The sequence below is a fragment of the Hydrogenophaga flava NBRC 102514 genome, assembly GCF_001571145.1.
Classification (GTDB): domain Bacteria; phylum Pseudomonadota; class Gammaproteobacteria; order Burkholderiales; family Burkholderiaceae_C; genus Hydrogenophaga; species Hydrogenophaga flava.
The window spans coordinates 113,237-139,648 of sequence record NZ_BCTF01000016.1 but is presented as its reverse complement, the minus strand read 5'-3'; the positions used below and the strand labels follow the sequence as shown (position 1 = coordinate 139,648).

General features: G+C 68.9%; 21 protein-coding genes and 1 other RNA gene. 7 read left to right on the top strand and 15 right to left on the bottom strand.

All coding sequences use genetic code 11. The features are described from left to right. On the bottom strand, positions 1 to 382 hold a 382-nt coding region (locus tag HFL01S_RS15165; protein ID WP_169802342.1), incomplete at its 3' end, for a TetR/AcrR family transcriptional regulator. Positions 383 to 493: 111 nt separating this feature from the next. On the opposite strand from HFL01S_RS15165, the gene HFL01S_RS15160 reads away from it, so the two are divergent. From HFL01S_RS15160 to moeA, 4 genes are all read left to right on the top strand, one after another. Next, entirely contained in the window at positions 494 to 1,318 is an 825-nt protein-coding gene (locus HFL01S_RS15160; RefSeq protein ID WP_066260110.1) for a metal-dependent hydrolase, read from the top strand. 75 nt (positions 1,319 to 1,393) lie between these two features. Beyond that, positions 1,394 to 2,509, top strand: a complete 1,116-nt coding sequence (gene moaA, locus HFL01S_RS15155; RefSeq protein ID WP_066260108.1) for a GTP 3',8-cyclase MoaA — start codon at positions 1,394 to 1,396, stop codon at positions 2,507 to 2,509. Positions 2,510 to 2,513: 4 nt separating this feature from the next. Then, positions 2,514 to 3,134, top strand: a complete 621-nt coding sequence (gene mobA, locus HFL01S_RS15150) for a molybdenum cofactor guanylyltransferase MobA (protein WP_066260106.1) — start codon at positions 2,514 to 2,516, stop codon at positions 3,132 to 3,134. 12 nt (positions 3,135 to 3,146) lie between these two features. Further along, the gene (gene moeA / locus HFL01S_RS15145; RefSeq protein ID WP_066260103.1) at positions 3,147 to 4,424 is read left to right on the top strand and encodes a molybdopterin molybdotransferase MoeA; all 1,278 of its coding nucleotides are present in this window, start codon (positions 3,147 to 3,149) and stop codon (positions 4,422 to 4,424) included. Positions 4,425 to 4,430: 6 nt separating this feature from the next. On the opposite strand, the gene HFL01S_RS15140 is transcribed toward moeA, so the two are convergent. The 5 genes from HFL01S_RS15140 to HFL01S_RS15120 form a co-directional block, all read right to left on the bottom strand. Further along, on the bottom strand, positions 4,431 to 4,892 hold the full coding sequence (locus tag HFL01S_RS15140; RefSeq protein ID WP_066260099.1) for a methyltransferase family protein: 462 nt from the start codon (positions 4,890 to 4,892) through the stop codon (positions 4,431 to 4,433). 28 nt (positions 4,893 to 4,920) lie between these two features. Next, on the bottom strand, positions 4,921 to 8,016 hold the full coding sequence (locus HFL01S_RS15135; RefSeq protein ID WP_066260097.1) for an efflux RND transporter permease subunit: 3,096 nt from the start codon (positions 8,014 to 8,016) through the stop codon (positions 4,921 to 4,923). 31 nt (positions 8,017 to 8,047) lie between these two features. Next, complete coding sequence (locus HFL01S_RS15130; protein WP_084383343.1) at positions 8,048 to 9,310, bottom strand: efflux RND transporter periplasmic adaptor subunit; 1,263 nt, start codon at positions 9,308 to 9,310, stop codon at positions 8,048 to 8,050. Between the two features lie 163 nt (positions 9,311 to 9,473). Beyond that, positions 9,474 to 9,908: a ribonuclease HI gene (gene rnhA, locus HFL01S_RS15125; RefSeq protein ID WP_066260095.1), complete on the bottom strand. Its 435-nt coding sequence runs from the start codon at positions 9,906 to 9,908 to the stop codon at positions 9,474 to 9,476. Positions 9,909 to 9,933: 25 nt separating this feature from the next. Continuing rightward, positions 9,934 to 10,773, bottom strand: a complete 840-nt coding sequence (locus tag HFL01S_RS15120; protein ID WP_066260092.1) for a class I SAM-dependent methyltransferase — start codon at positions 10,771 to 10,773, stop codon at positions 9,934 to 9,936. Between the two features lie 84 nt (positions 10,774 to 10,857). On the opposite strand from HFL01S_RS15120, the gene gloB reads away from it, so the two are divergent. Together gloB and HFL01S_RS15110 are read left to right on the top strand one after the other, a co-directional pair. Continuing rightward, a complete protein-coding gene (gene gloB, locus HFL01S_RS15115; RefSeq protein WP_066260090.1) occupies positions 10,858 to 11,631 on the top strand; it encodes a hydroxyacylglutathione hydrolase in 774 nt (257 codons plus the stop codon). 72 nt (positions 11,632 to 11,703) lie between these two features. After that, the gene (locus HFL01S_RS15110) at positions 11,704 to 13,278 is read left to right on the top strand and encodes a transglycosylase SLT domain-containing protein (RefSeq protein WP_174525246.1); all 1,575 of its coding nucleotides are present in this window, start codon (positions 11,704 to 11,706) and stop codon (positions 13,276 to 13,278) included. 19 nt (positions 13,279 to 13,297) lie between these two features. Here HFL01S_RS15110 and HFL01S_RS15105 read toward each other — a convergent pair whose 3' ends face one another. The 5 genes from HFL01S_RS15105 to dnaX all read right to left on the bottom strand — a co-directional run bounded on the left by HFL01S_RS15105 (position 13,298) and on the right by dnaX (position 17,840). Next, on the bottom strand, positions 13,298 to 14,362 hold the full coding sequence (locus HFL01S_RS15105) for an ABC transporter substrate-binding protein (protein WP_084383341.1): 1,065 nt from the start codon (positions 14,360 to 14,362) through the stop codon (positions 13,298 to 13,300). A 135-nt stretch (positions 14,363 to 14,497) separates the two neighbouring features. After that, entirely contained in the window at positions 14,498 to 14,902 is a 405-nt protein-coding gene (locus HFL01S_RS15100; RefSeq protein ID WP_066260081.1) for an MAPEG family protein, read from the bottom strand. A gap of 36 nt (positions 14,903 to 14,938) precedes the next feature. Next, positions 14,939 to 15,544, bottom strand: coding sequence for a recombination mediator RecR (recR, locus tag HFL01S_RS15095; protein ID WP_066260078.1), 606 nt, complete (start codon positions 15,542 to 15,544; stop codon positions 14,939 to 14,941). A gap of 14 nt (positions 15,545 to 15,558) precedes the next feature. Then, positions 15,559 to 15,891, bottom strand: a complete 333-nt coding sequence (locus HFL01S_RS15090) for a YbaB/EbfC family nucleoid-associated protein (RefSeq protein ID WP_066260071.1) — start codon at positions 15,889 to 15,891, stop codon at positions 15,559 to 15,561. A 47-nt stretch (positions 15,892 to 15,938) separates the two neighbouring features. After that, entirely contained in the window at positions 15,939 to 17,840 is a 1,902-nt protein-coding gene (gene dnaX, locus HFL01S_RS15085; RefSeq protein WP_066260068.1) for a DNA polymerase III subunit gamma/tau, read from the bottom strand. A 65-nt stretch (positions 17,841 to 17,905) separates the two neighbouring features. Between dnaX and ffs the strand changes: the two genes are divergently transcribed. Beyond that, positions 17,906 to 18,002: signal recognition particle sRNA small type (gene ffs, locus HFL01S_RS15080), an RNA gene on the top strand. A gap of 77 nt (positions 18,003 to 18,079) precedes the next feature. On the opposite strand, the gene HFL01S_RS15075 is transcribed toward ffs, so the two are convergent. The 4 genes from HFL01S_RS15075 to HFL01S_RS25925 form a co-directional block, all read right to left on the bottom strand. Further along, a complete protein-coding gene (locus HFL01S_RS15075) occupies positions 18,080 to 19,069 on the bottom strand; it encodes a tripartite tricarboxylate transporter substrate binding protein (protein WP_066260062.1) in 990 nt (329 codons plus the stop codon). Between the two features lie 79 nt (positions 19,070 to 19,148). Next, positions 19,149 to 20,402, bottom strand: a complete 1,254-nt coding sequence (locus HFL01S_RS15070; protein WP_066260060.1) for a TIGR03862 family flavoprotein — start codon at positions 20,400 to 20,402, stop codon at positions 19,149 to 19,151. Continuing rightward, complete coding sequence (locus tag HFL01S_RS15065) at positions 20,399 to 23,674, bottom strand: UvrD-helicase domain-containing protein (protein ID WP_245644821.1); 3,276 nt, start codon at positions 23,672 to 23,674, stop codon at positions 20,399 to 20,401. Before HFL01S_RS15065 ends, HFL01S_RS15070 begins: the two co-directional genes overlap by 4 nt. Beyond that, the gene (locus HFL01S_RS25925; protein ID WP_066260057.1) at positions 23,671 to 26,301 is read right to left on the bottom strand and encodes a PD-(D/E)XK nuclease family protein; all 2,631 of its coding nucleotides are present in this window, start codon (positions 26,299 to 26,301) and stop codon (positions 23,671 to 23,673) included. The genes HFL01S_RS15065 and HFL01S_RS25925 overlap by 4 nt, the downstream gene beginning before the upstream one ends. Positions 26,302 to 26,412 lie beyond the last annotated feature (111 nt).

The window sequence follows — 26,412 nt, the reverse complement described above, 5'->3', positions numbered from 1 at the left end:
GGGCCCGTTCACCCGCCACTCCCAGGTGGTGAATCTCGATGAACAGGGTTCGCAGCAGTTCAGGGTTGGCGGCCATGTGCGTGAGATAGGCCTGCAACGCCTGTTCCAGTTGCTGCTGCCAGGGCCGCTCGACCGACACCGAGTCCCTCAATGTTTTCAGAGCATTCATGCTCACCGCCCGGTACAACTCCAGAAAGCAGGCGTCCTTGCTCTCGAAGTGCTCGTAGAACGTGCGCTTGGAGACACCCGCCTCACGCACCACGTCGGCAATGGTCACAGCGGCCAGCCCTTTGGTGGCGGCCATGCTGGCCATGCCCTGCAGCAGGCGTCGCCGGTGCTCGCTGCCGTTGGTGGTCTCTGCTGTGGTCTGGTTCAAGGCCATGACCCGCATCTTAGGCTGCACGAGCACAGGGGTTGCCGGCTTGACACCCATGCCTGAAAGCTAGACCATGGCAGCCTCGGTACCAGCCAGTACCAGCAACCGTTTGAAGCCATGACCGAACTTGTCGTCCGCCGCCTGTTGATCGATCTGGACCAGCCTGTGGATCGCCATTGGTGCGGCGGCGACGCCTTCCTGACCGCCTGGTTCAACGCCCTGTCCATGAGCTTCCCGATCGGTGAGCAGTTCTTCATCGACTCGGTGCGCGCCGGTTTCAAGGCCCTGCCACCCGAACAACAGGCGCCGCTGCGCGACGAGGTCCAGGGCTTTGTCGGTCAGGAAGCCACGCACCGGCGCATCCACGGTCTGTTCAACGCCCAGATCGAAAAACATGGCCTGACCAACCACTGGGAGCCCAGAGCGCGTCGGCGGCTGGCACGGATGGACGGAGCCGATGTGCGCCACGGTGTGGCCATCACGGCAGCCAACGAACATTTCACAGCCCTCTTCGCCGAGTGGATGCTCGCGCACCCCACACTGCTGGACGGTTGCGAACCCCGTCTGAAAACGCTGTGGTTGTGGCACAGCGCCGAGGAAGCCGAACACAAGTCTACCGCCTTCGACATCTACCGGGCCCTGGGCGGCAGCCACGCCTGGCGGCTACGCTGGATGCGCCGCGTGACCGTGTTCTTCCTCGGCGACGCGCTGCGACAGACCGTCTCCAACCTGCGCGCCGACGGCACGCTGTGGCGCTGGTCCACCTGGCGCAGCGCCGCCCGCCACCTGCTCGGGCGCGACGGCCTGTTGCGCACCAGCTATGCGCCATGGAAGCGCTACTTCCGCCGAGACTTCCACCCGACCCAGCAGCACAGCGACTTGTCCGAGCGCTGGCTGGAGGCCAACGCGCAGGTCTTCGTGCGGGTCGGCAGCAGCACCTGAGTACCCGCGGGCATTGCCCCTGCCCGAAGCCCGTTTGTCCAGGCCGGGCTATGCAGGGTCGACCATAATCTCGCCATGTCCGAACGCGTGATTCCCCTGGTCGACCAACGCCTGACGACCCGCGCCGCGGTCGTTCCCACCACACCGATTGATGCCACCGGTCTGCTCGGCGATGCGCTCGGCCGACCGCTGCGCGACCTGCGCATCAGCGTCACCGACCGCTGCAACTTCCGCTGCAGCTACTGCATGCCCAAGTCGATCTTCGACAAGGACTATCCCTACCTGCCGCACAGTGCCCTGCTCAGCTTCGAGGAGATCACCCGCATTGCGCGCCAGTTCGTGGCCCATGGCGTGCAGAAGATCCGCCTCACCGGCGGTGAGCCGCTGCTGCGCAAGAACATCGAGATCCTGATTGAGCAGCTGGCCGCATTGCGCACTACAGAAGGCCGGCCGCTGGACATCACGCTGACCACCAACGGCTCGCTGCTGGAACGCAAGGCGCGGGATCTCAAGGCTGCCGGCCTGCGCCGCGTCACTGTGAGCCTGGACGGGCTGGACGACGCCGTGTTCCGCGCCATGAACGATGTCGACTTCCCGGTGGCCGATGTGCTGCGCGGCATCGAGGCGGCGCGCGAGGCCGGGCTGGGCCCGGTGAAGATCAACATGGTGGTCAAGCGCGGCACCAATGAGCACGAGATCCTGCCGATGGCGCGCCACTTCAAGGGCACCGGCGCGGTGCTGCGCTTCATCGAATACATGGATGTGGGCGCGACCAACGGCTGGCGCATGGACGAGGTGATGCCCAGCGCCGAGGTGGTGCAGCTGATCCACAGCGAGCTGCCGCTGGTGCAGCTGGACCCGTCCGCGCCCGGCGAAACCGCAGAGCGCTGGGGCTATGCCGACGGCAGCGGCGAGATCGGTGTCATCAGCAGCGTCACGCAGGCCTTCTGCCACGACTGCAACCGCGCCCGCCTCTCCACCGAAGGCAAGCTCTACCTCTGCCTGTTCGCCACCCAGGGCCACGACCTCAAACCGCTGGTGCGCGGCGGGACCAGCGACGCCGAACTGGCCAGCGCCATCGCCGCCATCTGGCAAGGCCGCGACGACCGTTACTCCGAGCTGCGCGCCTCCATGCCGCCAGACCAGAGCACAGGCGGGCGCCGCATCGAAATGAGTTACATCGGAGGCTGAACCCATGCAAGCGGGAGACATCACCGGGCTGGTCCTGGCCGGCGGGCGCGGCTCGCGCATGGGCGGCGTCGACAAGGGGCTGCAGAACTTCCACGGCACGCCGCTGGCGCTGAACGCACTCATGCGGCTGCAGATGCAGGAAGGCGGTCTGGTCGGAGACCTGATGGTCAACGCCAACCGCAACCTCTCGGCCTACGAGGCCTTCGGTTCACCGGTGTGGCCCGACACGCTCGACGATTTCGCGGGACCGCTGGCGGGTTTTCTCACCGGACTGGAGCGCTGCGAAACACCCTGGCTGCTCACCGTGCCCTGCGACTCGCCGCGCTTCCCGCTCGACCTGGCGCTGCGCCTGGCGCAGGCCTTTGAGGCCCCCGACACCGAGATCGCCATGGCGGCCGCCCGCGAGGATGACGGGCAATGGCGCGCCCAGCCGGTGTTCTGCCTGATGAAGGTCGGCCTGCTCGAAAGCCTGGCCGACTTCACCCGCGGCGATGGCCGCAAGATCGACCGCTGGACTGGCCAGCACCGCACCGTGGTGGTTCCGTTCGACCGCCCGGGCGACGACCCGCTGGCGTTCGCCAATGCCAACACCCTGGACGAACTGCACGCGCTCGAAAAGCCCTGACTTGACCAACCGATGAAGACGATTGAACAGATTGCAGCCGAGTTGCAGGGTTACGACCCCAAGGCCCTCAGGGCCGCGGACGTCAACGCGTTCCTGGCGCGGCTGGTGACACCGGTCGGCGAAGCTGAGACTTGCGGCGTGTTCGGTGCCCTGGGGCGGGTGCTGGCCGAGGACGTGGTCTCGCCGATCAGTGTGCCGCCGCACGACAACTCGGCCATGGACGGCTTCGCGTTCGATGGCAGCCAGTTGCGGCCCGGGCAGCCGCTGGTGCTGCGTTGCCTGGGCACCGCCTACGCAGGCCAGGCCTGGAGCGGCCAGGCGGGTGCGGGCGACTGCGTGAAGATCATGACCGGCGCCATCATGCCCGCCGGCACCGACACCGTGGTGCCCATCGAGTTCGTGAAGGTCGAGGGCGAGACGGTCACCGTGCCGGCCGACGTGGTCCGCCTGGGTGACAACCGCCGCCTGCTCGGCGAAGACCTGATGGCCGGCCGCCCCGCACTTGCGCGCGGCCAGACCCTGGGACCGGCGGCGCTGGGCCTGATCGCCAGCCTAGGCCTGCCCACCGTCCCCGTGTTCCGGCGCCTGAAGGTGGCGTACTTCTCCACCGGCGACGAGATCCTGAGCCTGGGCGAGGCGCCGCGCGAAGGCGCGGTCTACGACAGCAACCGCTACACCGTGTTCGGACTGCTCACCCGCATGGGCATCGAGGTGCTCGACATGGGCGTGGTAAAGGACGAGCCGGCCGCGCTCGAAGCCGCCTTCCGTCGCGCTGCGTCCGAGGCCGACGCCATCATCACCAGCGGCGGCGTGAGCATGGGCGAAGCCGACCACACCAAGGCCATGATGAAGCAGCTGGGCGACGTGGCGTTCTGGCGCATCGCGATGCGGCCGGGCCGGCCCATGGCCGTGGGCCGGATCGTCCAGGAAGGCAAGTCCTCGATCCTGTTCGGATTGCCCGGCAACCCCGTGGCTGTGATGGTTACGTTCCTGGCATTCGTTCGCCCCGCCCTGCAGCACATGATGGGCTGCACCGCCTGCGAGCCGGTACTGCTGCAGGCCCGCAGCGCCGAAGCACTGCGCAAAAAACCGGGCCGCACCGAGTACCAGCGCGGCATCGTCACGCGCGAGGCGGACGGCACGCTGCGGGTGCGCACCACCGGCAACCAGGGCTCGGGCGTGCTGCGCTCCATGGTCGAAGGCAACGGGCTGATCGTGCTGCACCACGACCAGGGCAACGTGGCCGTGGGCGATTCGGTCGACGTGATGATGTTCGACGGCGCGATCTGAGCCGCCTCAGAGCCAGCGCCTCACGCGCGCCATGTAGGCGCGGTACTCCTCCCCGAACAGGCCCAGCAGCACCCGCTCTTCGGGCGCAATCTGGAACCGGGTGAGGTACAGGACATAGGCCACCGGCCCCAGCAGCAGCGCCGGCCAGTGCGCGAGGTAGACGCCCCAGGCCAGCAACAGAAACACCATCCCGACATACATCGGATTGCGCGTGATGCGGTAGACGCCGCGAGTGACCAGGGACGAGGCGCGCTCGGGGCGCAGCGGATTGACCGTGGTGCGCGACGCGCGGAAGGCCAGCAGCCCGGCGAAATCAAACGACAGCCCGACCAGCACCAGCAGCACCAACGACAGGCCGCTCGCTCCAGTGGGCACATGCCATGCGGGGCCACCGGCCGCCCAGGCCATCAGCAGCGCGGTGACCAAACCCACCAGGGGCGGCGGCACCCGGTGTTCGAGCCAGCTCACCGCCCCACCCGCCCCGCGCCGGGGCACCTCATTTGGCCACCAGCACGTCGCCTGGGTGCGACGGTCCCTGGGCAGTCTCCTGCGGCAGCACGCGCGAGCCGTGCCGGCTGCGCGCCAGCAGCATGTACATGGTCGGAACCACGAAGATGGTCAGCAGCGTGCCCACCGACATGCCACCCACGATGACCCAGCCGATCTGCTGGCGGCTCTCGGCGCCCGCGCCCGAGGCCAGAGCCAGCGGCAGGGCACCGAGCACCATGGCGCCAGTGGTCATGAGGATGGGGCGCAGGCGCAGCGCGGCGGCCGCGGTCACGGCCTCCAGCTTGGACTGGCCCTGCTCGCGCAGCTGGTTGGCGAACTCCACGATCAGGATGCCGTGCTTGGAGATCAGCCCGACCAGCGTGATCAGACCGATCTGGCTGAACACGTTGAGCGTGCCTCCCGTGAGCCGCAACGCCAGCAGCGCGCCGAGCATGGACAAGGGCACCGACAGCAGGATGATGAACGGGTCGACGAAGCTCTCGAACTGGGCTGCCAGCACGAGGAAGATGAACAGCAGCGACAGCGCGAACACAATGGCCAGCGAGCCCGACGAGCTGCGGAACTCGCGGCTCTGGCCATTGAGGTCGGTGGTGTAGCCAGGTGGCAGCACATCGGCCGCGATGGTGTTCATGATCTGCAGCGCATCACCCAGCGCCAGCTCGGGGCCGAGGTTGGCGGTGATGGACGCGCTGCGCCGCTGCCCGAAGTGGTTGAGCTCGCGCGGCACCACCACCTCGCTGACCTTGACCAGCGAGGCCAGAGGAATCACGGCGTCGCCCCGACCGCGCACGAAGAGGCGGTCAATGTCGTCGGGCGCGTTGCGCTGCGCGCTGTCGGTCTGCACCACCACGTCGTACTGCTCGCCGCCCTGCTTGTAGCGTGTCACGGTGCGCCCGCCCAGCAGTGTTTCCACCGTGCGGGCGATGGCATCCACGCTCACCCCCATGTCGGCGGCGCGCTCGCGGTCCACGTCCATGCGGATCTCCGGCTTGTTCAGCCGCAGGTCGGTGTCGACCTGCTGGAAGCCGGGGTACTTCGCCATCTCGTCCTGGAAGCGGCGCACCGTGCGCGAGAGGTTTTCGTAACTGTCGCTGGTGACGATGACGTAGTTGATGGGCCGTTCGCGGAAGCCCTGGCCCAGCGATGGCGGCGTGATCGGGAAGGCGCTGATGCCCGGCAGTGCACCGATCTTGGGTTGCAACTCGCGAGCGATCTCCAGGGTGCTGCGTTCCCGCTCTTCCCAGGGTGTGGCGCGCAGGAACACCGAGCCCTGGGCCACAGTGGGGCTGCCGATGTTGGCGAAGATGCGGTCGAACTCCGGGTAGTTCTGGCCGATGCGCTCGACCGCTTCGGCGTAGCGGCGCGTGTAGTTCAGCGTGGCGCCATCCGGGCCGTTGATATTGACAAGGATCACACCACGGTCCTCCAGAGGCGCAAGCTCCTGCTTGGTGGTCTTGAGCAGCCACCAGCTGCCCACCGCACTGGCGAGCATGATGCCCACCACCAGCCAGCGCACGCGCAGCGCGCCGGCCAGCATGCGGCTGTAGCCGTTGGTGATGCCCACCAGCACGCGCTCCATGCCGCGGTCGAACCAGCCCGGATTCGGGTTGTGGCGCAGCAGCTTGCTGCTCATCATCGGAGAGAGCGTCAGGGCGACGAAACCCGAGACCACCACCGCGCCGGCCAGGGCCAGCGCAAACTCGGCGAACAGGCGGCCAGTGCGACCAGGCGTGAAGGCCAGCGGCGCATACACCGCCGCCAGCGTCAGCGTCATGGCCATGACAGCAAAGCCGATCTCGCGTGCGCCCTTGATCGCGGCGTCGAAGGGCTTCATGCCCTCCTCGATGTGGCGGTAGATGTTCTCCAGCACCACGATGGCGTCGTCCACCACCAGGCCGATGGCCAGCACCAGGGCCAGCAGCGTCAGCGTGTTGATGGAAAAACCGAACAGCGCCATCAGCGCGAAAGCGCCCACCAGGCTGACCGGAATCGTCACCAGCGGGATGATGGAGGCGCGCAGCGTGCGCAGGAACACGAAGATCACCAGCGCGACCAGCACCACGGCCTCGGCGATGGTGGTGTACACGGCCTTGATCGAGCGGTCGATGAAGACCGAGTTGTCGTTGGCGATATCGACGCTGATGCCGGGCGGCAGATCGGCCTTGACCTTCTCCAGCAGCTGGCGCACACCCGCGGACAGCTCCAGCGGGTTGGCCGTGGCCTGGCGGATCACGCCCAGCGACACCGAGTCGCGGCCATTGAGGCGCACCGAGCTGCGCTCGTCCTGCGGACCCTGCACCACCCGCGCCACATCGCCCAGCCGGATCGGCAGGCCGTTGACGTTGCGGATGGTGACGTCGCGGAACTGCTGTGGCGTCTGCAGGTCGGTCGCGGCTGTCACGTTGAACTCGCGCTGGCTGCTCTCGATGCGACCGGCCGGCACTTCGAGGTTGGAACGCCGCAGCGCGTCCTCGATGTCCTGCACCGTGAGCCCGTAGGCCGCGAGACGGTCGGGGTCGGCCCAGATGCGCATGGAGTACTTGCGCTCGCCGAACACCCGCACCTCGGCGGCGCCGGGCGCGGTCTGCAACACTGGCTTGGCGATGCGGTTGGCCAGATCGGACAGCTGCAGCGCGCTGTGGGTGTCCGAGGTCAGGGCCAGCCAGATCACCGGAAAGGCGTCGGCCTCGACCTTGGCGATCACCGGCTCGTCGATGCCCTGTGGCAGGCGCTGGCGCACCCGGCTGACCTTGTCGCGCACATCGGCGGCGGCCGAGTCGGGGTCGCGTTCCAGCTTGAAGCGCACCGTGATCTGGCTGCGCTCCTGCCGGCTGATGGAGGTGATCACGTCCACCCCCTCGATGCCGGCGATCGAGTCTTCCAGCGGCTTGCTGACCTGCGACTCGACCACCTCGCTCGAAGCGCCGGTGAAGGTGGTGCTTACGGTGACCGTCGGTTCGTCGATCTTGGGGTACTCGCGCACCGTGAGCCCCTGGAAGGCCACCAGGCCCACCAGCAGGATCAACAAGGACAGCACGCTCGCGAAGACCGGGCGGCGGATGGCAATCTCGGGCAGTTGCATGGGTCAGGCTCCTGTGCGGTGCGGGACGACCTCAGCCCGCGGCGGCTGGCTTGCCGCCCGCAGGCGCCTCACCCGGCTTGGCGGCGGGTGCGCTGGCAGGAGGCCCACCCTTGCCGGCGCCCGGAGGGCCGGCATCGGGCCGGCTCATGTCCACCACACGGACGGCGGTTCCGTCCTGCTGCAGCCGCTGCTGCCCGGCGACCACCACGATGTCGCCCACCGCCACACCGTCGGTGATTTCCACCTGGCCAGCGCGGCGCACGCCGATGCGGACCTCGGTGCGCTGGGTGACCAGCTTGGCGCCATCGCCCTCGCCTTCCTTGCGCAGCTTGATGACGAACTGCTTGCCCGCCTGCGGCACGAGAGCCTCCTCAGGCACGACCAGGGCCGCGTCGTTGACCGAAAACACGGTGTTGACCCGCGCGAACATGCCCGGGCGCAGGTCCTTGCCCGCGGTCGAGGGCAGCACCGCCCGCACGGCCACCGAGCGCCCGTTGGCGTCCAGCAGCGGGTCGACCGCCTGGATGCGGGCCTGAAAGTTCTGGCCTGGCAGAGCATCCAGCTGAACCTGCACCGACTGGCCCGCCGCCACCAGGCTCTGGTAGCGCTCGGGCAGGCGGAAGTCCACCGTCAGCTGCGAGGTGTCTTCAAGGTTGATCAGGTCTGCACCGTCCTTGACGTATTCGCCGAGGTTGATGTTGATCAGGCCCACCGTGCCGTCGAAGGGCGCCACGACGCGCATGCGCGCCAGCCGAGCCTGCGCCAGCGACACCTGGGCATCGGCCACCTGCAGCGCGGCACGGCTTTCATCGAGCACCCGCTGGGCCACGAAGGCCTGGGCCACCAGCTCCTCGTTGCGCTTGAGGTTGGCGCGCGCAATCGACAACTGCGCCTGGGCCTGGCTCAGTTCCGCCTTCTGCAACGTGTCGTCCATCTGCACGAGCAACTGGCCCCTGCGCACCCGGGCACCATCCGACACCGCGATCTGCACGATGCGACCGGCCACCTCGGGCCGCAGGGTCACGCTCTGGCGCGAACGCAGGGTGCCGACGGACTGGGCATCGTCCTGCAGGCGCTGGGTCTGGACCTTGGTGACCTCGACCCCCGGCATGCCACCACCGCCTTGGCCGGGCCGTCCACCGGCAGCACCGGGCGGAGCGGGAGTGCCCGGTGCGGCAGCGCCCGCTGTGGCCTGCTGTGCACCTGCAGCGGGACGGTTCTGAAACCACCAGGCGCCGGCCGACGCCAGCGCAATGCCGCCTACCGCGACCCAGACGTAGAGTTTTTGTGCCATGTAGTCTTCGTGTCCACGAAGGCCTCATGCAGCGTCCGTGCTGCGAATGAGACGGAGAAAGAAACGCAATGTATCAGCGCAGACGCTGCTGCGCCGCACAAGTTCCCGAAGCCCCGCGAGAACGGTCACCCGTTCATCGGAGATTCATCGGATCACGCGGCTCTCAGGCAGGCACACCACGGTTCGCCAGGGCATCGGCCCGCTCGTTGCCTGGGTCACCGGCATGTCCTTTGACCCAGTGCCACTCGATCTTGTGCGTGCCCTGGTGCACCAGCGCATCCAGGCGCTGCCACAGATCGGCGTTCTTCACCGGTTGCCGGCTGGCCGTCTTCCAGCCCTTGGCCTTCCAGCCGTGAATCCACTCGGTGATGCCCTTGCGCACGTATTCGCTGTCGAGGTAGAGCGCCACCGTGCAGGGGCGCTTGAGCGCCGCCAGACCTTCAATGACCGCGGTCAGCTCCATGCGGTTGTTGGTGGTCTCGCGCTCGCCGCCCCACAACTCCTTTTCGTGCCCCCCCGATTGCAGGTAGACACCCCAGCCGCCCGGACCAGGGTTGCCCTTGCAGGCGCCGTCGGTGTACATCACCACGTGGTTCAAATTCAATGCTCCAGAAAGGCGCCTCTCAGCGCCGGTTTGCGATCGTCACGGGTGCGGTGCCCGAGGCCCGCCGGGGTCGCCAGGCGGGCCCCAGGAGGCGGACGCCGCGCACCCGCTTGACCGCAACAAAAAAATAGACCGATCCGAAGATCGGCCACCAGCGGGCGCCGGCGCGGTCCATCCAGGCATAGCGTTGCAGCCACTTGTCGCTGTGAACGGCGGGACGGTAACAGCCATAGTGGTGCGACTCGACCTCAAAGCTCAAAAGACGGAACCAGTCCCGCAGCCGCCCAGGCCCGATGAACTCGCCGGCCTCGGGCAGGTACAGCTCCGACAGACCCAGCGCCGAGATGCCGAGGCGGCCCATCAGGCGCGAACGGCTCTGGCGCAGCCCCCAGAAGCTGTTGGGATTGAAACCCGCCACCACCACACGCCCTTCGGGCACGAGCACCCGCTCCACCTCGCGCAGCACGTGGTGCGGATCGGCACTGAGCTCCAGGGTGTGGGGCAGCACCACCAGATCCAGACTCGCTTCTGGAAAAGGGAGCGCCGCTGCGTTGGTCACCAGCGCCACGCGCGGGGTCGCTGAGGAGGACTGCTCTGCGGTTGCGGCTGCGGGCTCCAGGTCGCTGGCTGGCCCGGTCGGAATGTCCTCTGCGTTCAGCATTTCCTCGGGCAGCGCCAGCCACCGGTGAGGCATCCGGTTGGCCGTCAGCGCATGCAGTTCCGGCAATCCCAGCTGCAGCGCGTTGTAGCCGAACAAGTTCACCACCGAACGGTCGAACTGTCCCTGTTCCCACTGGAGCAGGTAGCGCCCCGGAGGGGTCTGGAACCAGTCGGTCAAACTTATAATCCGGTGATTCATTCTGGGTGTTCAAGCGACGGTCTTTGCGGGCCGCGACCCGGTCCCGCCCGGTACTCTACACGCCCTGCCCAAGGTGCGAGCCCCATGACCCTGATCCCCCTGCCTGCGTTCAACGACAACTACATCTGGGTGCTTCATGATGGTCGACGCGCGCTCGTGGTGGACCCGGGGGAATCGGAGGGTGTGCTGAAGTGGCTGGGCTCTGAAGGGATCGCGCTCGAAGCGATCCTGATCACCCACCATCATGGCGACCACACGGGTGGTGTTCAGGCATTGAGGCAGGCCACCGGTGCACGGGTGATCGGCCCCGCACGCGAGGTCGTGCCCGAGCCCCTTGAACGTGTGAGCGATGGCGACACCATCGACCTGCTGGACCTGCGCTTCGACGTGATGGACGTGCCGGGCCACACGGCAGGCCACATCGCCTACCACTGCGCCGATGTGGATGGCCAGCCGCTTCTGTTCTGCGGAGACACGCTGTTCTCTGCTGGCTGTGGCCGCCTGTTCGAAGGCACTCCCCAACAGATGCTCGCCTCACTCGACCGCCTGGCGGCCCTGCCGAACGACACCCGGGTGTGCTGCACCCACGAATACACGCTGTCCAACCTGCGGTTTGCGCGGGCGGTGGATCCGGACAACGCCGGTCTGCAGGCATACGAACAACACTGCCAGTCGCTGCGCGAGCGGAACCTTCCCACGCTGCCCAGCTCCATCGGGCAGGAAAAACAGATCAACCCCTTTCTTCGCGTGCGCGCGCCGGCCCTGTCAGAAGCAGCGCGCCGCCATGTCCCAGAGACCCCTTCCGACGCGCTCGGTGTGTTCACCACGCTGCGTGCCTGGAAAAACGTGTTTCAGTAGTCCATGACCCTTCTCTCTTCATTGCCCGTCTGCCTGCGCATCTCCACACGCTCCGTGAAGGTGCTGGGTGGAATGGGGCTGCTGGCGCTGCTGGCCGCCTGCGCGAGCACGCCACTGCCGCCGCACGTGCCGCCGGAAACGCCATCGTCCACGGCAACTGCTCCGGCGCAAGTGCCGGCCCCCGTTCCCCAGCTCCCGCGGGTCCAGACGCCTCAAGCCCCTCTGAGCGAGATTTCCATCGCGTCCGCCGAGCCCCCGCCCGTCACCATGCTGGCCGCACCGGTCGACATCTGGGAGCGCATCCGCCGAGGGCTCGCGATGCAGGACCTTGATGGCGAGCTGGTGCGCGACCGCGAGCAGTGGTACGCATCCCGGCCCGACTACATCCAGCGCATGACCGAGCGCTCAAGCCGGTACCTGTTCCACATCGTCGAGGAGATCGAGCGGCGCAACCTGCCCATGGAGCTGGCGCTGCTGCCGTTCATCGAAAGCGCGTTCAACCCGCAGGCGGTGTCCAGCGCCCGTGCTGCGGGCATGTGGCAGTTCATGCCCGCCACCGGCCAGTCCTTCGACCTCAAGCAGAACGTGTTCCGGGACGACCGCCGCGACGTGCTGGCCTCGACCCGTGCGGCGCTCGACTACCTTGAACAGCTGCACGCCCGGTTCGGCGACTGGCACCTGGCTCTGGCCGCCTACAACTGGGGCCAGGGCAACGTGAACCGGGCCATCACCCGCAACCAGCGCGAGGGACGCCCCACCAGCTACACCGACCTGAACATGCCGCTGGAAACGCGCATGTACGTTCCCAAGCTGCAGGCGGTCGAGAACATCGTCGCACGCCCCGAGGTGTTCGGCACCGTGCTGCCGACCATCGGCAACCACCCTTTCTTCGACACGCTCACGATCGAACGCGACATGGACGTCGCGCTCATCGCGAGCCTCGCGGGCATCAGCGAGCGCGACTTCCGCACGCTCAACCCGTCCATCAAGCAGCCGCTGGTGATGGCCGCCGGCACGCCACACATCCTCCTGCCCTGGGACAACGCGAAGGTGTTCGAGGAGCGGCTCAAGACCTACCACGGCTCGCTGGCCTCCTGGACCGCCTGGGTGGCCCCTACCACCATGAGCCTGGCCCAGGTGGCGCGGCAAGTCGGCATGAGCGAGTCGGAGCTGCGCGAGGTCAACAACATCCCGCCGCGCATGAAGGTCCGGGCCGGCTCCAGCCTGCTGGTCCACCGCAGCGGCGCGCGGGACCGGGACGTGAGCGAATTTGTCGCCGACAACGCCCAGCTCAGCCTGGCACCCGAGGTGGTGCTCAAGCGCACGGTGGTTCGCGCCCGCAAGGGCGACACGCTGGCCCGTGTGGCGCAGCGCTACCGGGTGAGCACCGTCAGCGTGGCGGGCTGGAACGGACTGTCCGTGAACGCGAAGCTCAAGTCGGGCCAGCGCCTCACCCTGATGCTGCCCAAGTCCGTCAGCGTGGCCGAGCGCGCCCCGGTCCGTTCGGCCAAGACCAGCAAGGCCACCCGCAGCAAGCAGGCCAGTGCGAAGAAGCCTGTGCGCTCTGCCAAGGCGGCCAAGGGCAAACAGAAGAGCGTCCGGGTCGCATCGGAAGAGCGCTCCAGCCGCAAGACCGCCAAACGCTGAACGTGCTCGGCGCAGTGGCTCAGGCCTTGAACCGGGCCTTGGCCTTGAGCGCGATGTCGTTGGTGAAGGTCTGCGAAAGGTCGACCTGGCGCAGCGGCGACGCGGTGTCGAACCGGGACATCACCCGCGCCATGGTCACCGGCCCGGCATCGGGCATCAGCCCGTCGGGCGACCACGCTTCGCGAGCACGGCTGAACGCCGCCAGGTACAGCGCCCGGTCACCCTGGAAGTACGACTCCGGCACCACCTTGTTGATGTCGGACAGGCCCGCGGTCTGTAGCCACTTGAGTGCATGGACCAGGCCGTGGACCAGCGCCTGGCACTCGTCGCGGTGCGAACTCAGGTAGTCGGCCGCCACGCTCAGGCAACCTGCGGGCATCGGTCCGCCGAACACATCCGCGTTGCCCCGCACCGTGCGTGTGTCCGCCACCAGGCGCAGCGCACTTTCCTGCTCCAGCTGGGTGATGACCGGGTCGGTGTAGCAGATCGCATCCACCTGCCCGTTGCGGAAATTCACCAGCGCCGCCGTCGGATTGGAGACCGGCACAAACTCCACCGCCTCCGCGCTCAGACGGCCGGCCGCCATCATCATGAGCACCATGCGGTGCGCACCACTGCCCAGAGACGGCACCAGCACCTTGCGCCCGCGCAGATCGCCGATGGTTCGGAAACCCGCGAGCGTCTTGTGCGACACCCCCAGCACCAGCTGGGGCGCACGCCCCTGCAGCACGATCGACGGGCAGGACTGGCCGCGTGCGCGCAAGGCGACGCTGGTGCTGTAGGGACCCGAGAGCACCTGCGCAGCACCGGACAGCAGGGCCTGCAAGGCGGTTCCAGGCTCCATGAGGTCGCGCACCTGCACGTCCAGCCCTTCGGCTGCGAAGTACCCCATGCGATCGGCAATCGTCAGCGGCAGGTAGCAGAAGGCTGCGCGGTTCTCCACCACCAGCACCACGCGTCCGAACGGAGCGCGCGCAGGCGGCGACTGCAATCTCGCGCTGCCCTGCGCCATCGCCACAGGCAGCCCGGCCACCATCGGCAACGCCGAGGCCCAAGACCGCAACCATTCACGGCGATTCCACATGCACGCGTCCTTCGGTTCCCTGATTCGATGGAACCGAGCGTAGGACACGCACGCCCGCTGCGCATCGGGACGAGTCCCGAGCGGGTTTCCACCGACGCCAAATGCAAGCCGATGTAACGGCCGCCGACGTCGCGATCAGATGAAGAGCAGCGCGATGTTGGCGGCGAACGCCAGCACCCATACGGCGCTGCGCAGCGTGGCCATGTCGGCCACATAGAACAGGATGTACATCAGCCGGAGCACCACGTACAAAAAGCACAGCAGATCCAGCCGCGTCTGGAAGACCGAATGCTGGTGCGCAATGATCACAGCGCCGATGTAGAACGGCATGGCCTCGAAGCAGTTGGCCTGCGCCGCGTTGGCCCGCGCGCGCCAGCCCGACTGCCGCGCCAGCCATTCGCGCGGCAGGTGGTTGTCGTAGCCGCCGTCCCGGCGAGGTTTGGACACAGCCCCCGACTTGGCCAGCCAGGCGCAGCCGAGCGGCAGCAGGGCCACGACCAGCACGGTCCAGTAGGCCACGGTCAGTCCGGCATAGGTCATGAAAACACCTTGAAACAAAAACGGTGAACGGCTGCTTCAGCGACGGTCCACCAGGGCGTGGGCAATGGTGCCCAGATCGACGTATTCGAGCTCGCTGCCCACCGGCACCCCGCGCGCCAGACGCGTGACGTTGACCCCACGGGTCTTCAGCCCCTGCGCGATGACATGGGCCGTGGTTTCGCCCTCTGCGGTGAAGTTGGTCGCCAGGATCACCTCGCGCACCACCCGCTCGCCCTGCTCGGTCGCATCGATGCGCTCGAACAGCTTCTGCAGTCCGATCTCGCGCGGACCGACACCATCCAGCGGGCTGAGCTTGCCCATCAGAACGAAGTACAGGCCCTTGTAGGCGCCGGTGCGCTCCATCGCCGCCTGGTCGGCCGGCGTCTCGACCACACAGAGCAGGCCACGGTCGCGTCGCGGGTCGTCGCAGGTCGGGCAGATGTCGTTTTCGGTGAAGGTGTGGCACATCGTGCAGTGCTTCACCGAACCGCAAGCGTGCTGCAAGGCCTGCGACAGCCGCAGCGCGCCCTCGCGGTCGTGCTGCAGCAGATGAAAGGCCATGCGCTGAGCGGATTTCACCCCCACGCCGGGCAGGCAGCGCAGCGCCTGCACCAGCAGTTCCAGCGAGTGGGTATCGGCCACGCGTGGGTGCGTGGTCAGAACGGGAACTTCATGCCACCCGGCAGCCCCGGCATGCCGGCGGTGAGCTTGCCCATCTTCTCCTGCGAAGTTTCCTCAGCCTTGCGCACCGCCGCGTTGAAAGCGGCGGCCACCAGGTCTTCGAGCATGTCCTTGTCGTCGGCCAGCAGCGAGGGGTCGATGGTCACGCGGCGCACGTCGTGCTTGCAGGTCATGACCACCTTGACCAGTCCGGCACCGGACTCGCCTGTGACCTCGATGTTGCCCAGTTCGTCCTGGGCCTTCTTGAGGTTGTCCTGCATGGCCTGGGCCTGCTTCATCAGGCCGGCGAGTTGTCCTTTGTTGAACATGGTGTTCCTTGGGTTGGGGTTCTTGAAAAGAATGAAACTGTGTGCGCTCAGGCCTCGGTGGCCCGCAGCGATCCGGGCACGATTCTGCCGCCAAAGTCGCGCATCATGGCCTGCACCAGCGGGTCGTCGTGGATGATGCGTTCGGCCTCGCGCTGGCGCCGGTTGGCCTCGGCCGCCAGACGCAGGGACGCCGAGTCGCTCACCGGGCCGATCTCCACCGCCAGACGCACCGCGTGGCCCTGCGACTGCAGAGCCGTCGACAGGCGCTCGCGCGTGCTGGCCTGGTTGAGCGACTCGCGCTCCACGCGCAGCAGCCACTGGTCGGCATCACGAGCCACCAGCTGCGATTGCAGCGCCAGCTCGCGCACCAGGGCCGTGACCACTTCGGCCTTGACCATCTGCTGCACCAGAGAGAACCAGAAGTCGCCTTCGGGCGTGATCACCGGCTCCGGCAGTCGCACGGGCTCCGAGGGGTCGCGCATCTGCTCCACCCGGGGGGAGAGGCTGGCCTCGCGCACCGGAATTTCCACCACGCGCCGGCTGGTCTGCACACCCTCGCCCGGAGGCTCAGGCATCGCCTCTTCACTGGGTTCGTCGACCCAGGGCGGTCCGTCGACGTCCGTGGGCTCCTCGGGGACCTCGCGCGCCACGGGGGCGGCAGCAGGCCTTGGTGCGGGCACGGCGGCGGACGGGGCGGAGACCGCTGGCGAAGCGGGCACCTGGGCCGCAGGGTTCGGCGAAGGGGCCGCGACCACCGGCGGTCTGGCCACCGGCGCGGGCGCTGCAACGGGCTCAGGCCCGGATTTCAGTGTTTTTTTTTCCGGCGAGGCGCTGGCGGCGCCGGCCGGCTTGAAGGCCAGCAGCCGCAGCAGCACCATGGTCAGCGCGGCGTACTCGTCGGGCGCAAGTCCCAGCTCGGCGCGACCATGCAGACACAGGCTGTAGAGCAGTTGCGTCTCGTCGGCCGGCAGGGCCTGCGCCAGCCGCACGATCTCGGGCTGGTCGGGGTCGTCCGAGGCCTCCAGCGCCGCCCGCTCGGGCACCGCCTGCAGCACAGCCATGCGCTGCAGCAGGCTGGTCATTTCTTCCAGCGTCGAGGCAGCGTTCAACCCGTTGACGCGCAGCGCATCGACGGTGTCCACCACGGCCGCGCCATCACCGCGCGCCAGGCCATCGATCAGCCGCAGCACGTGCGAACGGTCCACCGCGCCCAGCATCTGGCGGACTGTGGCCTCCTGCAACTGGCCGCCACCGAAAGCGATGGCCTGGTCGGTGAGCGAGAGTGCATCGCGCATCGAGCCACGCGCCGCGCGCGAGAGCAGGCGCAAGGCCTGCGGCTCGGCCGGCACGTTCTCGGCCGCGAGCACCTGGCCCAGGTGTTCCAGCACCGTCTCGGGTGCCATCGGACGCAGGTTGAACTGCAGGCAGCGCGAGAGCACCGTCACCGGCACCTTCTGCGGGTCGGTCGTGGCCAGCACGAACTTGAGGTATTCGGGCGGCTCTTCCAGCGTCTTGAGCATCGCGTTGAACGCATGCCCGGTGAGCATGTGCACCTCGTCGATCATGAAGACCTTGAAGCGCCCCTGCACCGGCTTGTAGACCGCCTGCTCCAGCAGCGACTGCACCTCGTCCACGCCGCGGTTGGAGGCAGCGTCCAGCTCGGTGTAGTCGACGAAACGGCCGGCGTCGATGTCGGTGCAGGCCTGGCAGACGCCGCAGGGCTCGGCGGTGATGCCGCCCTGCCCGTCAGCGCCCAGGCAGTTGAGCGACTTGGCCAGGATGCGCGAGACCGTGGTCTTGCCGACGCCGCGCGTACCGGTGAACAGATAGGCGTGGTGCAGGCGCTGGGTCGTCAGGGCGTTGGAGAGGGCTTGGACCACATGCTGCTGCCCCACCATTTCGGTGAAGCGGCGCGGACGGTATTTGCGGGCCAGGACGACATAGGACATAGGCGGGTGATTCTAAAGGTCACCCCACACCGGAAAGGACACAGGCATCGCCTACAATCGCGGGTGACGGGCCTTCCCGCATGGTGAAGCGGCCAACCGGGTCAGGTGGGGAACCAAGCAGCCCTAACTGTGGAGCCAGTGCCGGGGTCAAGGCTCGTCACCTTATTCATTCAGCGCCGATGGCGCACAAAAGCAAAGGCCGCATCAGCGGCCTTTTTTGTTGTTCCGCTGCGAACAGCTCAGAACGCGTCGATCTTCAGTCCCTGCTTCTTCACCACGGCCTTCCAGCCGTCCAGGTCGCGCTGCAGGAACTGGCCCAGCTGCGCGGGGCTGCCCACAGCAGGCTCCAGCGCATCTTTGGCGAGGCGCTCCTTTACATCCGGCATCTGCACCACCTGGGCCAGCGCGGCGTTGATCTGCTGCACCGCCGCATCCGGCGTGCCCCGCGGTGCAACCAGTGCGAAGTAGTTCAGCACGTTGAAGTCGGCCATGCCGGCTTCCTTCATGCCCGGCACGTTCGGCAGCGCGGGGCTGCGCTCCGGGCTGGTGACTGCCAGCGCCTTGAGCTTGCCGTCGCGGATGTGGGGCGCGAGCGCGGGGATGGTGCCGGTCAGCAGCTGCAGCTGGCCGGAGATGGTGTCCAGCGTGGCCGGCGCGATGCCGCGGTAGGGAATGTGGGTGATGTAGATGCCGGCGCGCGCCTCCAGCGATTCGAGCACCAGGTGGTTGATGCCGCCCACGCCGGCCGAGCCGTAGTTGAGCGCGCCCGGCTGCTTCCTGGCCAGTGCGATCAGTTCGGGCAGCGTGCTCACGGGCAGGTCCTTGTTGGCCACCCAGACCAGCGGGCCGTTCGCGATCATGCCGACCGGCGCGAAGCCGCCCACCGGGTCGTAGCCCGCTGAGGGCAGCGCGGCCGCCACCGTGGTGAAAGGCGCGGCGGCCAGCAGCAGCGTGTGGCCATCGGGCGCGGCCTTGGCCACCTCCTGCGCGCCGATGGCCCCGGAGGCGCCGGTGCGGTTCTCGACCACCACGTTCACCTTGAACAGCTCGCTCAGCTTGGCGGCCACCAGGCGGCCCATGGCGTCGGTGCCGGCCCCCGGTGCGAACGGCACGACGATGCGCATCGGGCGTTCCGGAAACGTGGTGGCAAAGGACAGTGCGGGCGCCAGAGCCAGGCCAGCGGCGATCTGCTGGCAGAAGCGGCGGCGGTTCGGTTGGGGTGTGCTCATGGTCGTTGGGAACTCAGGTTCTGAATGACAAGCCGGACACTGTAGGTCGGCGTCTTGACGCCGTGATGACAGAAGGGTTTCATTTGGCCCGTTGCAGCCAGTCGAGCACGCCCTGCCCGGCCCGGTGGCCGCTGGCCAGGCAGGAGGTCAGCAGGTAGCCACCTGTGGGAGCCTCCCAGTCGAGCATTTCGCCGGCGCAGAACACCCCGGGCAGCTGCTCGCACATCAGACCGCTGTCCAGCGCCTCGAACAGCACGCCACCGGCGCTGCTGATGGCCTCGTCGATGGGTCGCGCCGCGACCAGTGTCAGCGGCAGCGCCTTGATCGCTGCGGCGAGCTGCACAGGGTCGTTCATCGCGTCCTTGCCCAGCCGCTCGTACAGCGCGGCGGTCTTGATGCCGTCCAGCCCCAGCCGGCTCTTGAGGTGGCTGGAGAGGGAGCGCGAACCGCGCGGGTGGGCCACCTCGCGCTGCACCCGCTCAGGCGTCCAGGCCGGCAGCAGGTCCAGCAGCAGCGTGGCCTCGCCTGCCCGGACGATCTGCTGGCGCACCAGCGCAGACGCTGCATAGACCAGGCTGCCCTCGACGCCGGTCTGCGTGGCGACGAACTCGCCCTGGCGATCAAACGCCGGCACCGCATCGGTTTCAAAGCGGATCGCCACGTTCTTGAAGGGCTGGCCGGCGAAGCGGCTGCGGAAGTGTTCACTCCAGCCGCCGGCCACGTCGAAGCCGCAGTTGGCGGGCAGCAGCGGCGCCACCGCCACACCTCGCGCCGCCAGCAACGGCACCCAGGCGCCGTTGGAACCCAGCCGCGCCCAGCTGCCGCCACCAAGCGCCAGCACCACCGCTCGGGCCTGCACCCGCTGTTCGCCCGACGGGGTCTCGAACCTCAGCGTCCGGCCATCGTCGGTCCAGCCCAGCCAGCGGTGGCGCATGTGGAAGCGCACGCCGGGGCCGCCACCGGCGGGATGGCGCAGGCGCTGCAGCCAGGCCCGCAGCAGCGGCGCGGCCTTCATGTCGGTGGGGAACACGCGGCCCGAGCTGCCGACGAAGGTCTCGACGCCCAGGCCCTGCGCCCAGGCGCGCACCACGGCAGCGCCGAAGTCGGCCAGCAGGGCCTCGATCTGCTGGCGCCGCTCGCCGTAGCGGCCCGCGAAACGGTCGGCCGGCTCGGAATGGGTCAGGTTCATGCCGCCCTTGCCGGCCAGCAGGAACTTGCGGCCCACCGAGGGCATGGCGTCGTACAGGTTCACCGGCACGCCGGCCGCCGACAACACCTCGGCGGCCATCAGGCCGGCCGGGCCGCCGCCAATGATCGCGACGTCAGAATTCATGGGGTTTCCAGTTCAATCAGTTGTCCGGTGGCGCTGACGAAGGCCAGCCGCACCGCCTCGCCAGGACGGGCCGCCTGCAGCGCCCGGCGGTAGCGCGCCATCTGCTCGCGCAGCGCGGCCTGCAGCTCGGGCCGTTCGGCGCTCTTGAAGTCGAGCACCCACCATTCGCCGCTGTCGCGCCGCCGCACCAGCCGGTCCAGCCGCAGCAGTTCGCCTTCGTGCCAGAGCTCGACCTCGTTGCCCCAGTGCAGCAGGGCCTGCTCCGACCAGGCCCAGGCGGCCTCGCCCGCCACCACGCGCTGCGCCATCGCCAGCGCCTCGTCGCCGGCCGGTTGGGGCAGCTGGAATTCGCGCACCACCGCCCGCAGGTGCTCGTCGGTCCAGGTGAAGTCCCCCAACGGCGTCGGCCGCCACTGCAGCAGGCGGTGCATGGCCTGGCCCAGGCGGGAACGTTCGTCGTCTTCTGCCACATCCGTGTCGGGGATGTCCGTGCGGAGCCATTTCGGGTCCAGCGCCGGGAGCGCCGGCAGTTCAAAGGGCGCATCCACCGCGACCGCCAGGGTGGCCACCACCGGCGCCGGCAGCGGCTCTGCCAGCGGCTGCAGCCGCCGCCACCAGCTCTGGTCGGGCGGCTGGTGCGGCACGAAGCTGGAGATCACCAGATTCGTCTCCGCCCGCGTGAGCGCCACGTACAGCGCGTTGAGCTCTTCCAGTGCGCGCGCCTGCTGTTCGGTGGCGAGCAGATCCACCGCGCAGGTGGGCGGCTTCTTCTCGCTCGCCAGGAACACGAAGCGACGCGGTGCATCCTCGCCAGCCGGCCAATCCACCAGCACGCCCATGCTCTCGGGCTTCTGCGGCGGGTTGTCGGTGTCCAGCAGGACCACGGTGTCGGCCTCCAGGCCCTTGGCGCCGTGGATGGTGAGCAGCCGCACGGCGCCCGGCTGGTGGGCGCCGCCCGCGGCGATGCCGCCCGCCTTGAGCGCCCGCACGAAGCGGTAGGGCGTGAGAAAGCGTCCGCCGTCCTGGGCCAGCGACTGCGCCAGCAGATCCCGCAGCGCGGCCAGGGTGGCGCCGCGTTCGCTCGCGGGCACCGCGCAGGCAAAGCGCGCCAGCACGTCGCCGTGGTCGACGATGGCCGAGAGCGCATCGTGCGGCGGCAGGCGGCGCAGCCAGTCCAGGTAGAGCGCGAGCGTGCCGGCGGTGGCGGGGTCGACGCTGGGCAGCACCTCCCACCACCCGGGTTTGTCTTCAAGCCCCTCGCCTGCGGCGCGCACCGCGGTGGCCAGCGCCACCAGCCGGTCGTCGTCCCAGCCGAACAGAGGCGACTTGAGCGCCCGCGCCAGGCTCAGGTGGTGGCGCGGCGACACCAGCGCGTCCAGCAGCGCGACCATGTCCTGCACCGCGGGCGATTCGATCAGTTCGGCCTCGCCGGGCGCCTCACTCGCGATGCCGCGTTCGCGCAGCGCCTCATGCACGAGATGCAGCCGGTTGCGCTTGCGCGCGAGCACCATGAAACCGTCGGGCGCGTGGCCTGCGGCCACCTGCTGCGCGATCCAGTCGGCCACCTGGGCCGCTTCACGCTCGGCACTGCCCTCCTCGTCGGGCAGCACGCGCGGCTGGTTCAGGCTGTCGCGCCAGACCGGCTCCTCGTCGCTGGACGCCTCTTCTTTCGCGGGACGTTCGATGGTGGGCAGCGCACCCACCGAACCGGCCTCCTGGCTGTGCGTGGTGTGGGGCCGGAAGCCGGTGTATTCGCCCGCCACCGTCGCCGCGGCCATGGCGGTGTTGAGCGTCTGCACCACCGCCTGCGAACAGCGGCGCGTGTGGTCGCAGCTGAGCAGCGCGCCACCCAGCCCCTGCACCACGAAGGCCTGGGCGGCCTTGAACACCTGGGGCTCGGCGCGGCGGAAGCGGTAGATCGACTGCTTGGGGTCGCCCACCAGGAACATGCTGGGCGCCTCACCCGAACCGGCCCCGGCGTAAGCGCTGAGCCAGCCGTACAGCGACTTCCACTGCAGCGGGTTGGTGTCCTGGAACTCGTCGATCAGCAGATGGCGCACGCGGGCGTCGAGCCGCTGCTGCATCCAGCCCGAGAGTTCGGCGTCGCCCAGCAGGCGGCAGGCGGCGGACTCGAGGTCGTTCATGTCCACCCAGCCGCGCTCGCGCTTGAGATCGGCATAACAGGCCAGCAGTACCCGCGCCAGGCGGGTCATGCGCTGCTGGTGTTGCCAGGCCTCGTACTGGGCCTGCGCCTTGAGCAGCTCCTGCAAATCGGCTTCGGCGGCCTGGGCCGCAGGGAACTTGGCCAGGTTGGTGTTGAGGCGGTCTTCGGTCGCCACGAAGAAGGCCTTGCGCAGCGCCGCCAGCCGCCCACCCAGGCGGCCCGGCTCATCAACGGCGGCAAACGCATCCACCACCGCATCCGCCGCCTTCTGCGGCGTCTTGTTTTTTTCCGCGCCCAGTTCCCGGGCCCAGCCCAGCCAGCGCGCGCGCACGGCCTCGCCCGCCAGGGCCTGCTCCGGCCGCTCGAAACCGGCCAGCCGAGGCACCACCTCGCTGAAATGCGCCACCGAGCGCTCCAGCAGGCCGGCGGCGTCCGCCAGACCCAGCTCGACGCGCTTGGCCAGCGCCGCCTCCAGCGCCTTGATCGTCTGGTGACGGCCGTGGCGCGCCACGCTGTCAAAGAACGCCTGCCGGTCTTCGGCACCGGCCGCCAGCGCCGCGTAGAAACGCGGCCACAGCAGGGGCATGGCCTTCTGGTCGTTTTCCAGCAGCTCGTAGGACAGCGGCAGCCCCAGCTCCTGCAGCACGGTCAGCGGTGCGCCGCGCAGCAGCGCCGAGAACCAGCTGTGGAAGGTGCGCAGTTGCACCTGGCGGCCCGAGGCGGTGACCCGCTGCTGCAAGGTCTTGAGCTCGGGCGCGCGGCGCCGGGCCTCGGCCTCACCGAAGCCCCAACTGCGCAAAGTCTGAACCAGCCCTTCTTCATCGAGGTCCGCGCAGCGGCGCAACTCGCTGCCCAGCCGCGCGCGCATTTCGCCAGCGGCCTTCTTGGTGAAAGTGATGGCCAGGATGTCTTGCGCGGGTGTGCCGTCGAGCAGCGCCCGCACGATGCGCGCCACCAGCATCCAGGTCTTGCCCGCACCCGCGCAGGCCTCGACCGCGATCGACCGCGCCGGGTCGCAGGCGGTGGCATAGAAGGCCTCGGCCGACACTGGCTGGCCATTGATCTGGTACGCGGCCAGCATCTCACTCATGGCGCGGGGGATGTTCACTGTCCGCTCCAAAAGTCCTTGCGGCAAAGCCCTCGGGCATCGCAGTACTCGCACACGCGCCCTTCGCCGAGCGCGGGCATGGGGTGCCCGGCCGCCACGCGCGAGAGGTCGGCCACCAGGCCCTCGCGCAGGCGTTCGCGCGCCTGCAGCACGAGCGGTTGCTCGATCAGGTGGGTAGCGCCTTTTTTCCCGCTGGCCGTGCGGCCGTCGGTGATGCTCAGGTAGGCTGCGCGCAGGTTCTCGTCGGGCAGCAGCGCGGCGTAGAACGCCAGCTGGGTGTCCTCAAACGGGTGCTTGACCCGGTCTTCGGTTTTCTGCCGGCTCTCGGTCTTGTAGTCGATCACCAGCGACAACGGGCCTTCCGGGCTGTCCTGGCGGTCGATACGGTCGATACGGTCGATACGGTCGATACGGTCGATACGGTCGAGCTTGCCCCAGAGGCGCCAGGGTGGCAGCTCCGCCGCCAGCTCGGCCTCGGCACGCTCGAACACCGGCCCGGGACGGCCAGGCTGGGCCTCGTGGTCGGCGAGCCAGTCCAGATAGCCCTCGCGCAGCGCCGGCCAGACCGCCTGATAGGGCAGAAAGCCCGCCTCGGTGGCGTCGCCCTGCAGGCCCATGGCGGCCGCCACCTCATCCCCGATCTGGTCCAGCCGCTGCGCATCGGCCTCGCGGCCCGGGCGCTGGTCGCCGCGCTCCTCGTGAAAGACCTTGAGCACGGCGTGCAGCCAGTTGCCCAGGTCGCGCTGGTCGGGCTCGGCCTCCAGCTCGGGCGCATCGCTCACCCGCAGCTGCCGCAGCGCGAAGAAGCGGTAGGGGCAGTCGCGCAGGTCCTGGTAGGCGCTGGCCGACAGCCGGGCCGGCACCAGCGCCGGCGCCGAAGGCTGGGGTAACGGTACCAGTGCGGGGTCCAGGCGGCGGCGCTGGTCGTGGCTGATGGCAGCGGTCGCGACCGAGTCAGCACCCGGCAATGCCAGCACCCAGGGGCTGGGCGAGAGCGGCTCGCCGTCTTTCTGGCAGCGCCACAGGATGTCGACCGAGGGCGCGCACAGCGCAGCGGCCCAGGCGCCTTGCGCCGCGGCCGACAGCTGCTCCCGCGTCGGCAGCCCAAGCGCCGTCCGCTGCGCGGCCGTCCAGGGACCGGGCAGTTCCGGGCTGGGATCGAGCGTGGCCTCGTCACAGCCCGGCATCACCACCGCAGCGAAGCCGCGCCCCATCAACTGCGCCATCGGCAGGATCGTCACAGGCGCTTCGGCGTCGCTGCGCGGCAGAAAGCTGGCACTCTCCAGCACATCACGGACCCAGGCGGAGAACCCCGCAAGGCCGATGCGCGTCGCGGGCCGGGTGCCATCGGCCAGCGCCTGTCCGACCTGTCTCAGCTCGGACGAGGCCCCTACGTTCAAGCGCAGCACCTGCAACACCTGCTGCCCGGCCGGATCGTCGCGCAGCATGGACCACAGCCCGCACGCCTCCAGTGCGGAGCGCAGATCGTCGAGCCAGCGCTCCAGCGGGCGCGCCGCCTGCAGAGACTCGAGCATCGCCGGGAGCCCCTCGGGCACCAGGGGCACCAGCGCCGCGTGCCGCAGCACCGCCCGCCAGGAGGACAGCCCATGTTCGCGCGCCAGTTGCTCCAGCGCTTCCACGCCGCCGGCCGGCCAGGTGCCGCCCTGCTTGAGCAGGTCGAGCACGTCGTCGGTGCGGGCCCGGGGATCCGCGGCTCGCAGCAGGCTCATGAGCCTTGCGGCCACCTGGGTGGTGGAGAGCTTCCAGCCGGTGTCGTCGCGCAGCGGCACGCCGACCGCATGCAGCAAGGCGCTGATGCGGCGGACCAGCAGGCGGTCGTTGGCCACCAGAGCCAGCGGCACCCGCCCCTCGTTGACGCGGGTGATCACTGTCGCGGCAGCGCGGCGCGCCTCGTCTTCCGGGTCGGTGCAGGCCTGAAGGCACCGTGAGCCCCCAGAGGCTCCTTCGGACACGCCCAGCAACTCGGCGAGCGAGAACACCTCGGAGCGCCCGACCCAGTGCACGGCCAGCGCCTGTCCCAGCGGGTCGTCCTGAAAACCCTGCAGCAGCCAGAGCCGGTCAGCGGCGAGGCCGGGCGCGGCGCGGTCCGACCAGAGCACATCAGTGGCAAACCCGGCGCTGCCCACCCAGGCCAGGGCCAGGGAGGCCACCAGCGACTCCCACTGCGGGCCGGGCGTCAGGGCGGCCCGCTGCTGTTCGGCCCAGGCTGCCCGCTGCCCCGGCGGCACCGCCGCGGCGAGCAGCGCCAGCTGGCGCGCCGCATCGACCAGACGCGACGCCAGCTCGGCGCGCAGCGCAGGGTCCCGCTGGCCCCTGGCCATGCGGTCGACCAGAGCCTCGGCCACCAGGCTGTCCCGCGCCATGTCGCCGCTGAGATCGGTGGGCGCGGGCCACCAGGGCGACAGCCCGGCGGCCCAGTTGCGGGTGGTTTCGAACCGGGGCGCGAAGCCAGTGGGGTGGGAGGCAGCCCACGCCCGACGGGCCGGATCGATCAGCTGTGCATACGGCAGCAGCACCAGCCACCGGTCCGGCGAGCCGCCGTCCGCGGCCAGTGCAGCCTCGATGCGACGCACCACCGCCGGCCATCCGCCAGGGGCGGCCGGCATGAGCCCAGGCGCTGTAGGGTGGTCCGGCGCAGGCGTCATCGATGGGGGGTTTCTGTCACAATGTTTCGGTTCACAGGCGCCCGCTACGGCGGCCGCCCTGTTTCCGACTTT

What these genes read in the sequence shown, in the direction of transcription:
- HFL01S_RS15160 (WP_066260110.1), top strand. Translation starts at nt 494, where the DNA reads ATGACCGAACTTGTCGTCCGCCGCCTGTTGATCGATCTGGACCAGCCT.
- moaA (WP_066260108.1), top strand. Translation starts at nt 1,394, where the DNA reads ATGTCCGAACGCGTGATTCCCCTGGTCGACCAACGCCTGACGACCCGC.
- mobA (WP_066260106.1), top strand. Translation starts at nt 2,514, where the DNA reads ATGCAAGCGGGAGACATCACCGGGCTGGTCCTGGCCGGCGGGCGCGGC.
- moeA (WP_066260103.1), top strand. Translation starts at nt 3,147, where the DNA reads ATGAAGACGATTGAACAGATTGCAGCCGAGTTGCAGGGTTACGACCCC.
- HFL01S_RS15135 (WP_066260097.1), bottom strand. Translation starts at nt 8,016, where the DNA reads ATGCAACTGCCCGAGATTGCCATCCGCCGCCCGGTCTTCGCGAGCGTG.
- HFL01S_RS15130 (WP_084383343.1), bottom strand. Translation starts at nt 9,310, where the DNA reads ATGGCACAAAAACTCTACGTCTGGGTCGCGGTAGGCGGCATTGCGCTG.
- HFL01S_RS15120 (WP_066260092.1), bottom strand. Translation starts at nt 10,773, where the DNA reads ATGAATCACCGGATTATAAGTTTGACCGACTGGTTCCAGACCCCTCCG.
- gloB (WP_066260090.1), top strand. Translation starts at nt 10,858, where the DNA reads ATGACCCTGATCCCCCTGCCTGCGTTCAACGACAACTACATCTGGGTG.
- HFL01S_RS15110 (WP_174525246.1), top strand. Translation starts at nt 11,704, where the DNA reads ATGGGGCTGCTGGCGCTGCTGGCCGCCTGCGCGAGCACGCCACTGCCG.
- HFL01S_RS15105 (WP_084383341.1), bottom strand. Translation starts at nt 14,362, where the DNA reads ATGTGGAATCGCCGTGAATGGTTGCGGTCTTGGGCCTCGGCGTTGCCG.
- HFL01S_RS15100 (WP_066260081.1), bottom strand. Translation starts at nt 14,902, where the DNA reads ATGACCTATGCCGGACTGACCGTGGCCTACTGGACCGTGCTGGTCGTG.
- HFL01S_RS15090 (WP_066260071.1), bottom strand. Translation starts at nt 15,891, where the DNA reads ATGTTCAACAAAGGACAACTCGCCGGCCTGATGAAGCAGGCCCAGGCC.
- dnaX (WP_066260068.1), bottom strand. Translation starts at nt 17,840, where the DNA reads ATGTCCTATGTCGTCCTGGCCCGCAAATACCGTCCGCGCCGCTTCACC.
- HFL01S_RS15075 (WP_066260062.1), bottom strand. Translation starts at nt 19,069, where the DNA reads ATGAGCACACCCCAACCGAACCGCCGCCGCTTCTGCCAGCAGATCGCC.
- HFL01S_RS15070 (WP_066260060.1), bottom strand. Translation starts at nt 20,402, where the DNA reads ATGAATTCTGACGTCGCGATCATTGGCGGCGGCCCGGCCGGCCTGATG.
- HFL01S_RS25925 (WP_066260057.1), bottom strand. Translation starts at nt 26,301, where the DNA reads ATGCCGGCCGCCCCTGGCGGATGGCCGGCGGTGGTGCGTCGCATCGAG.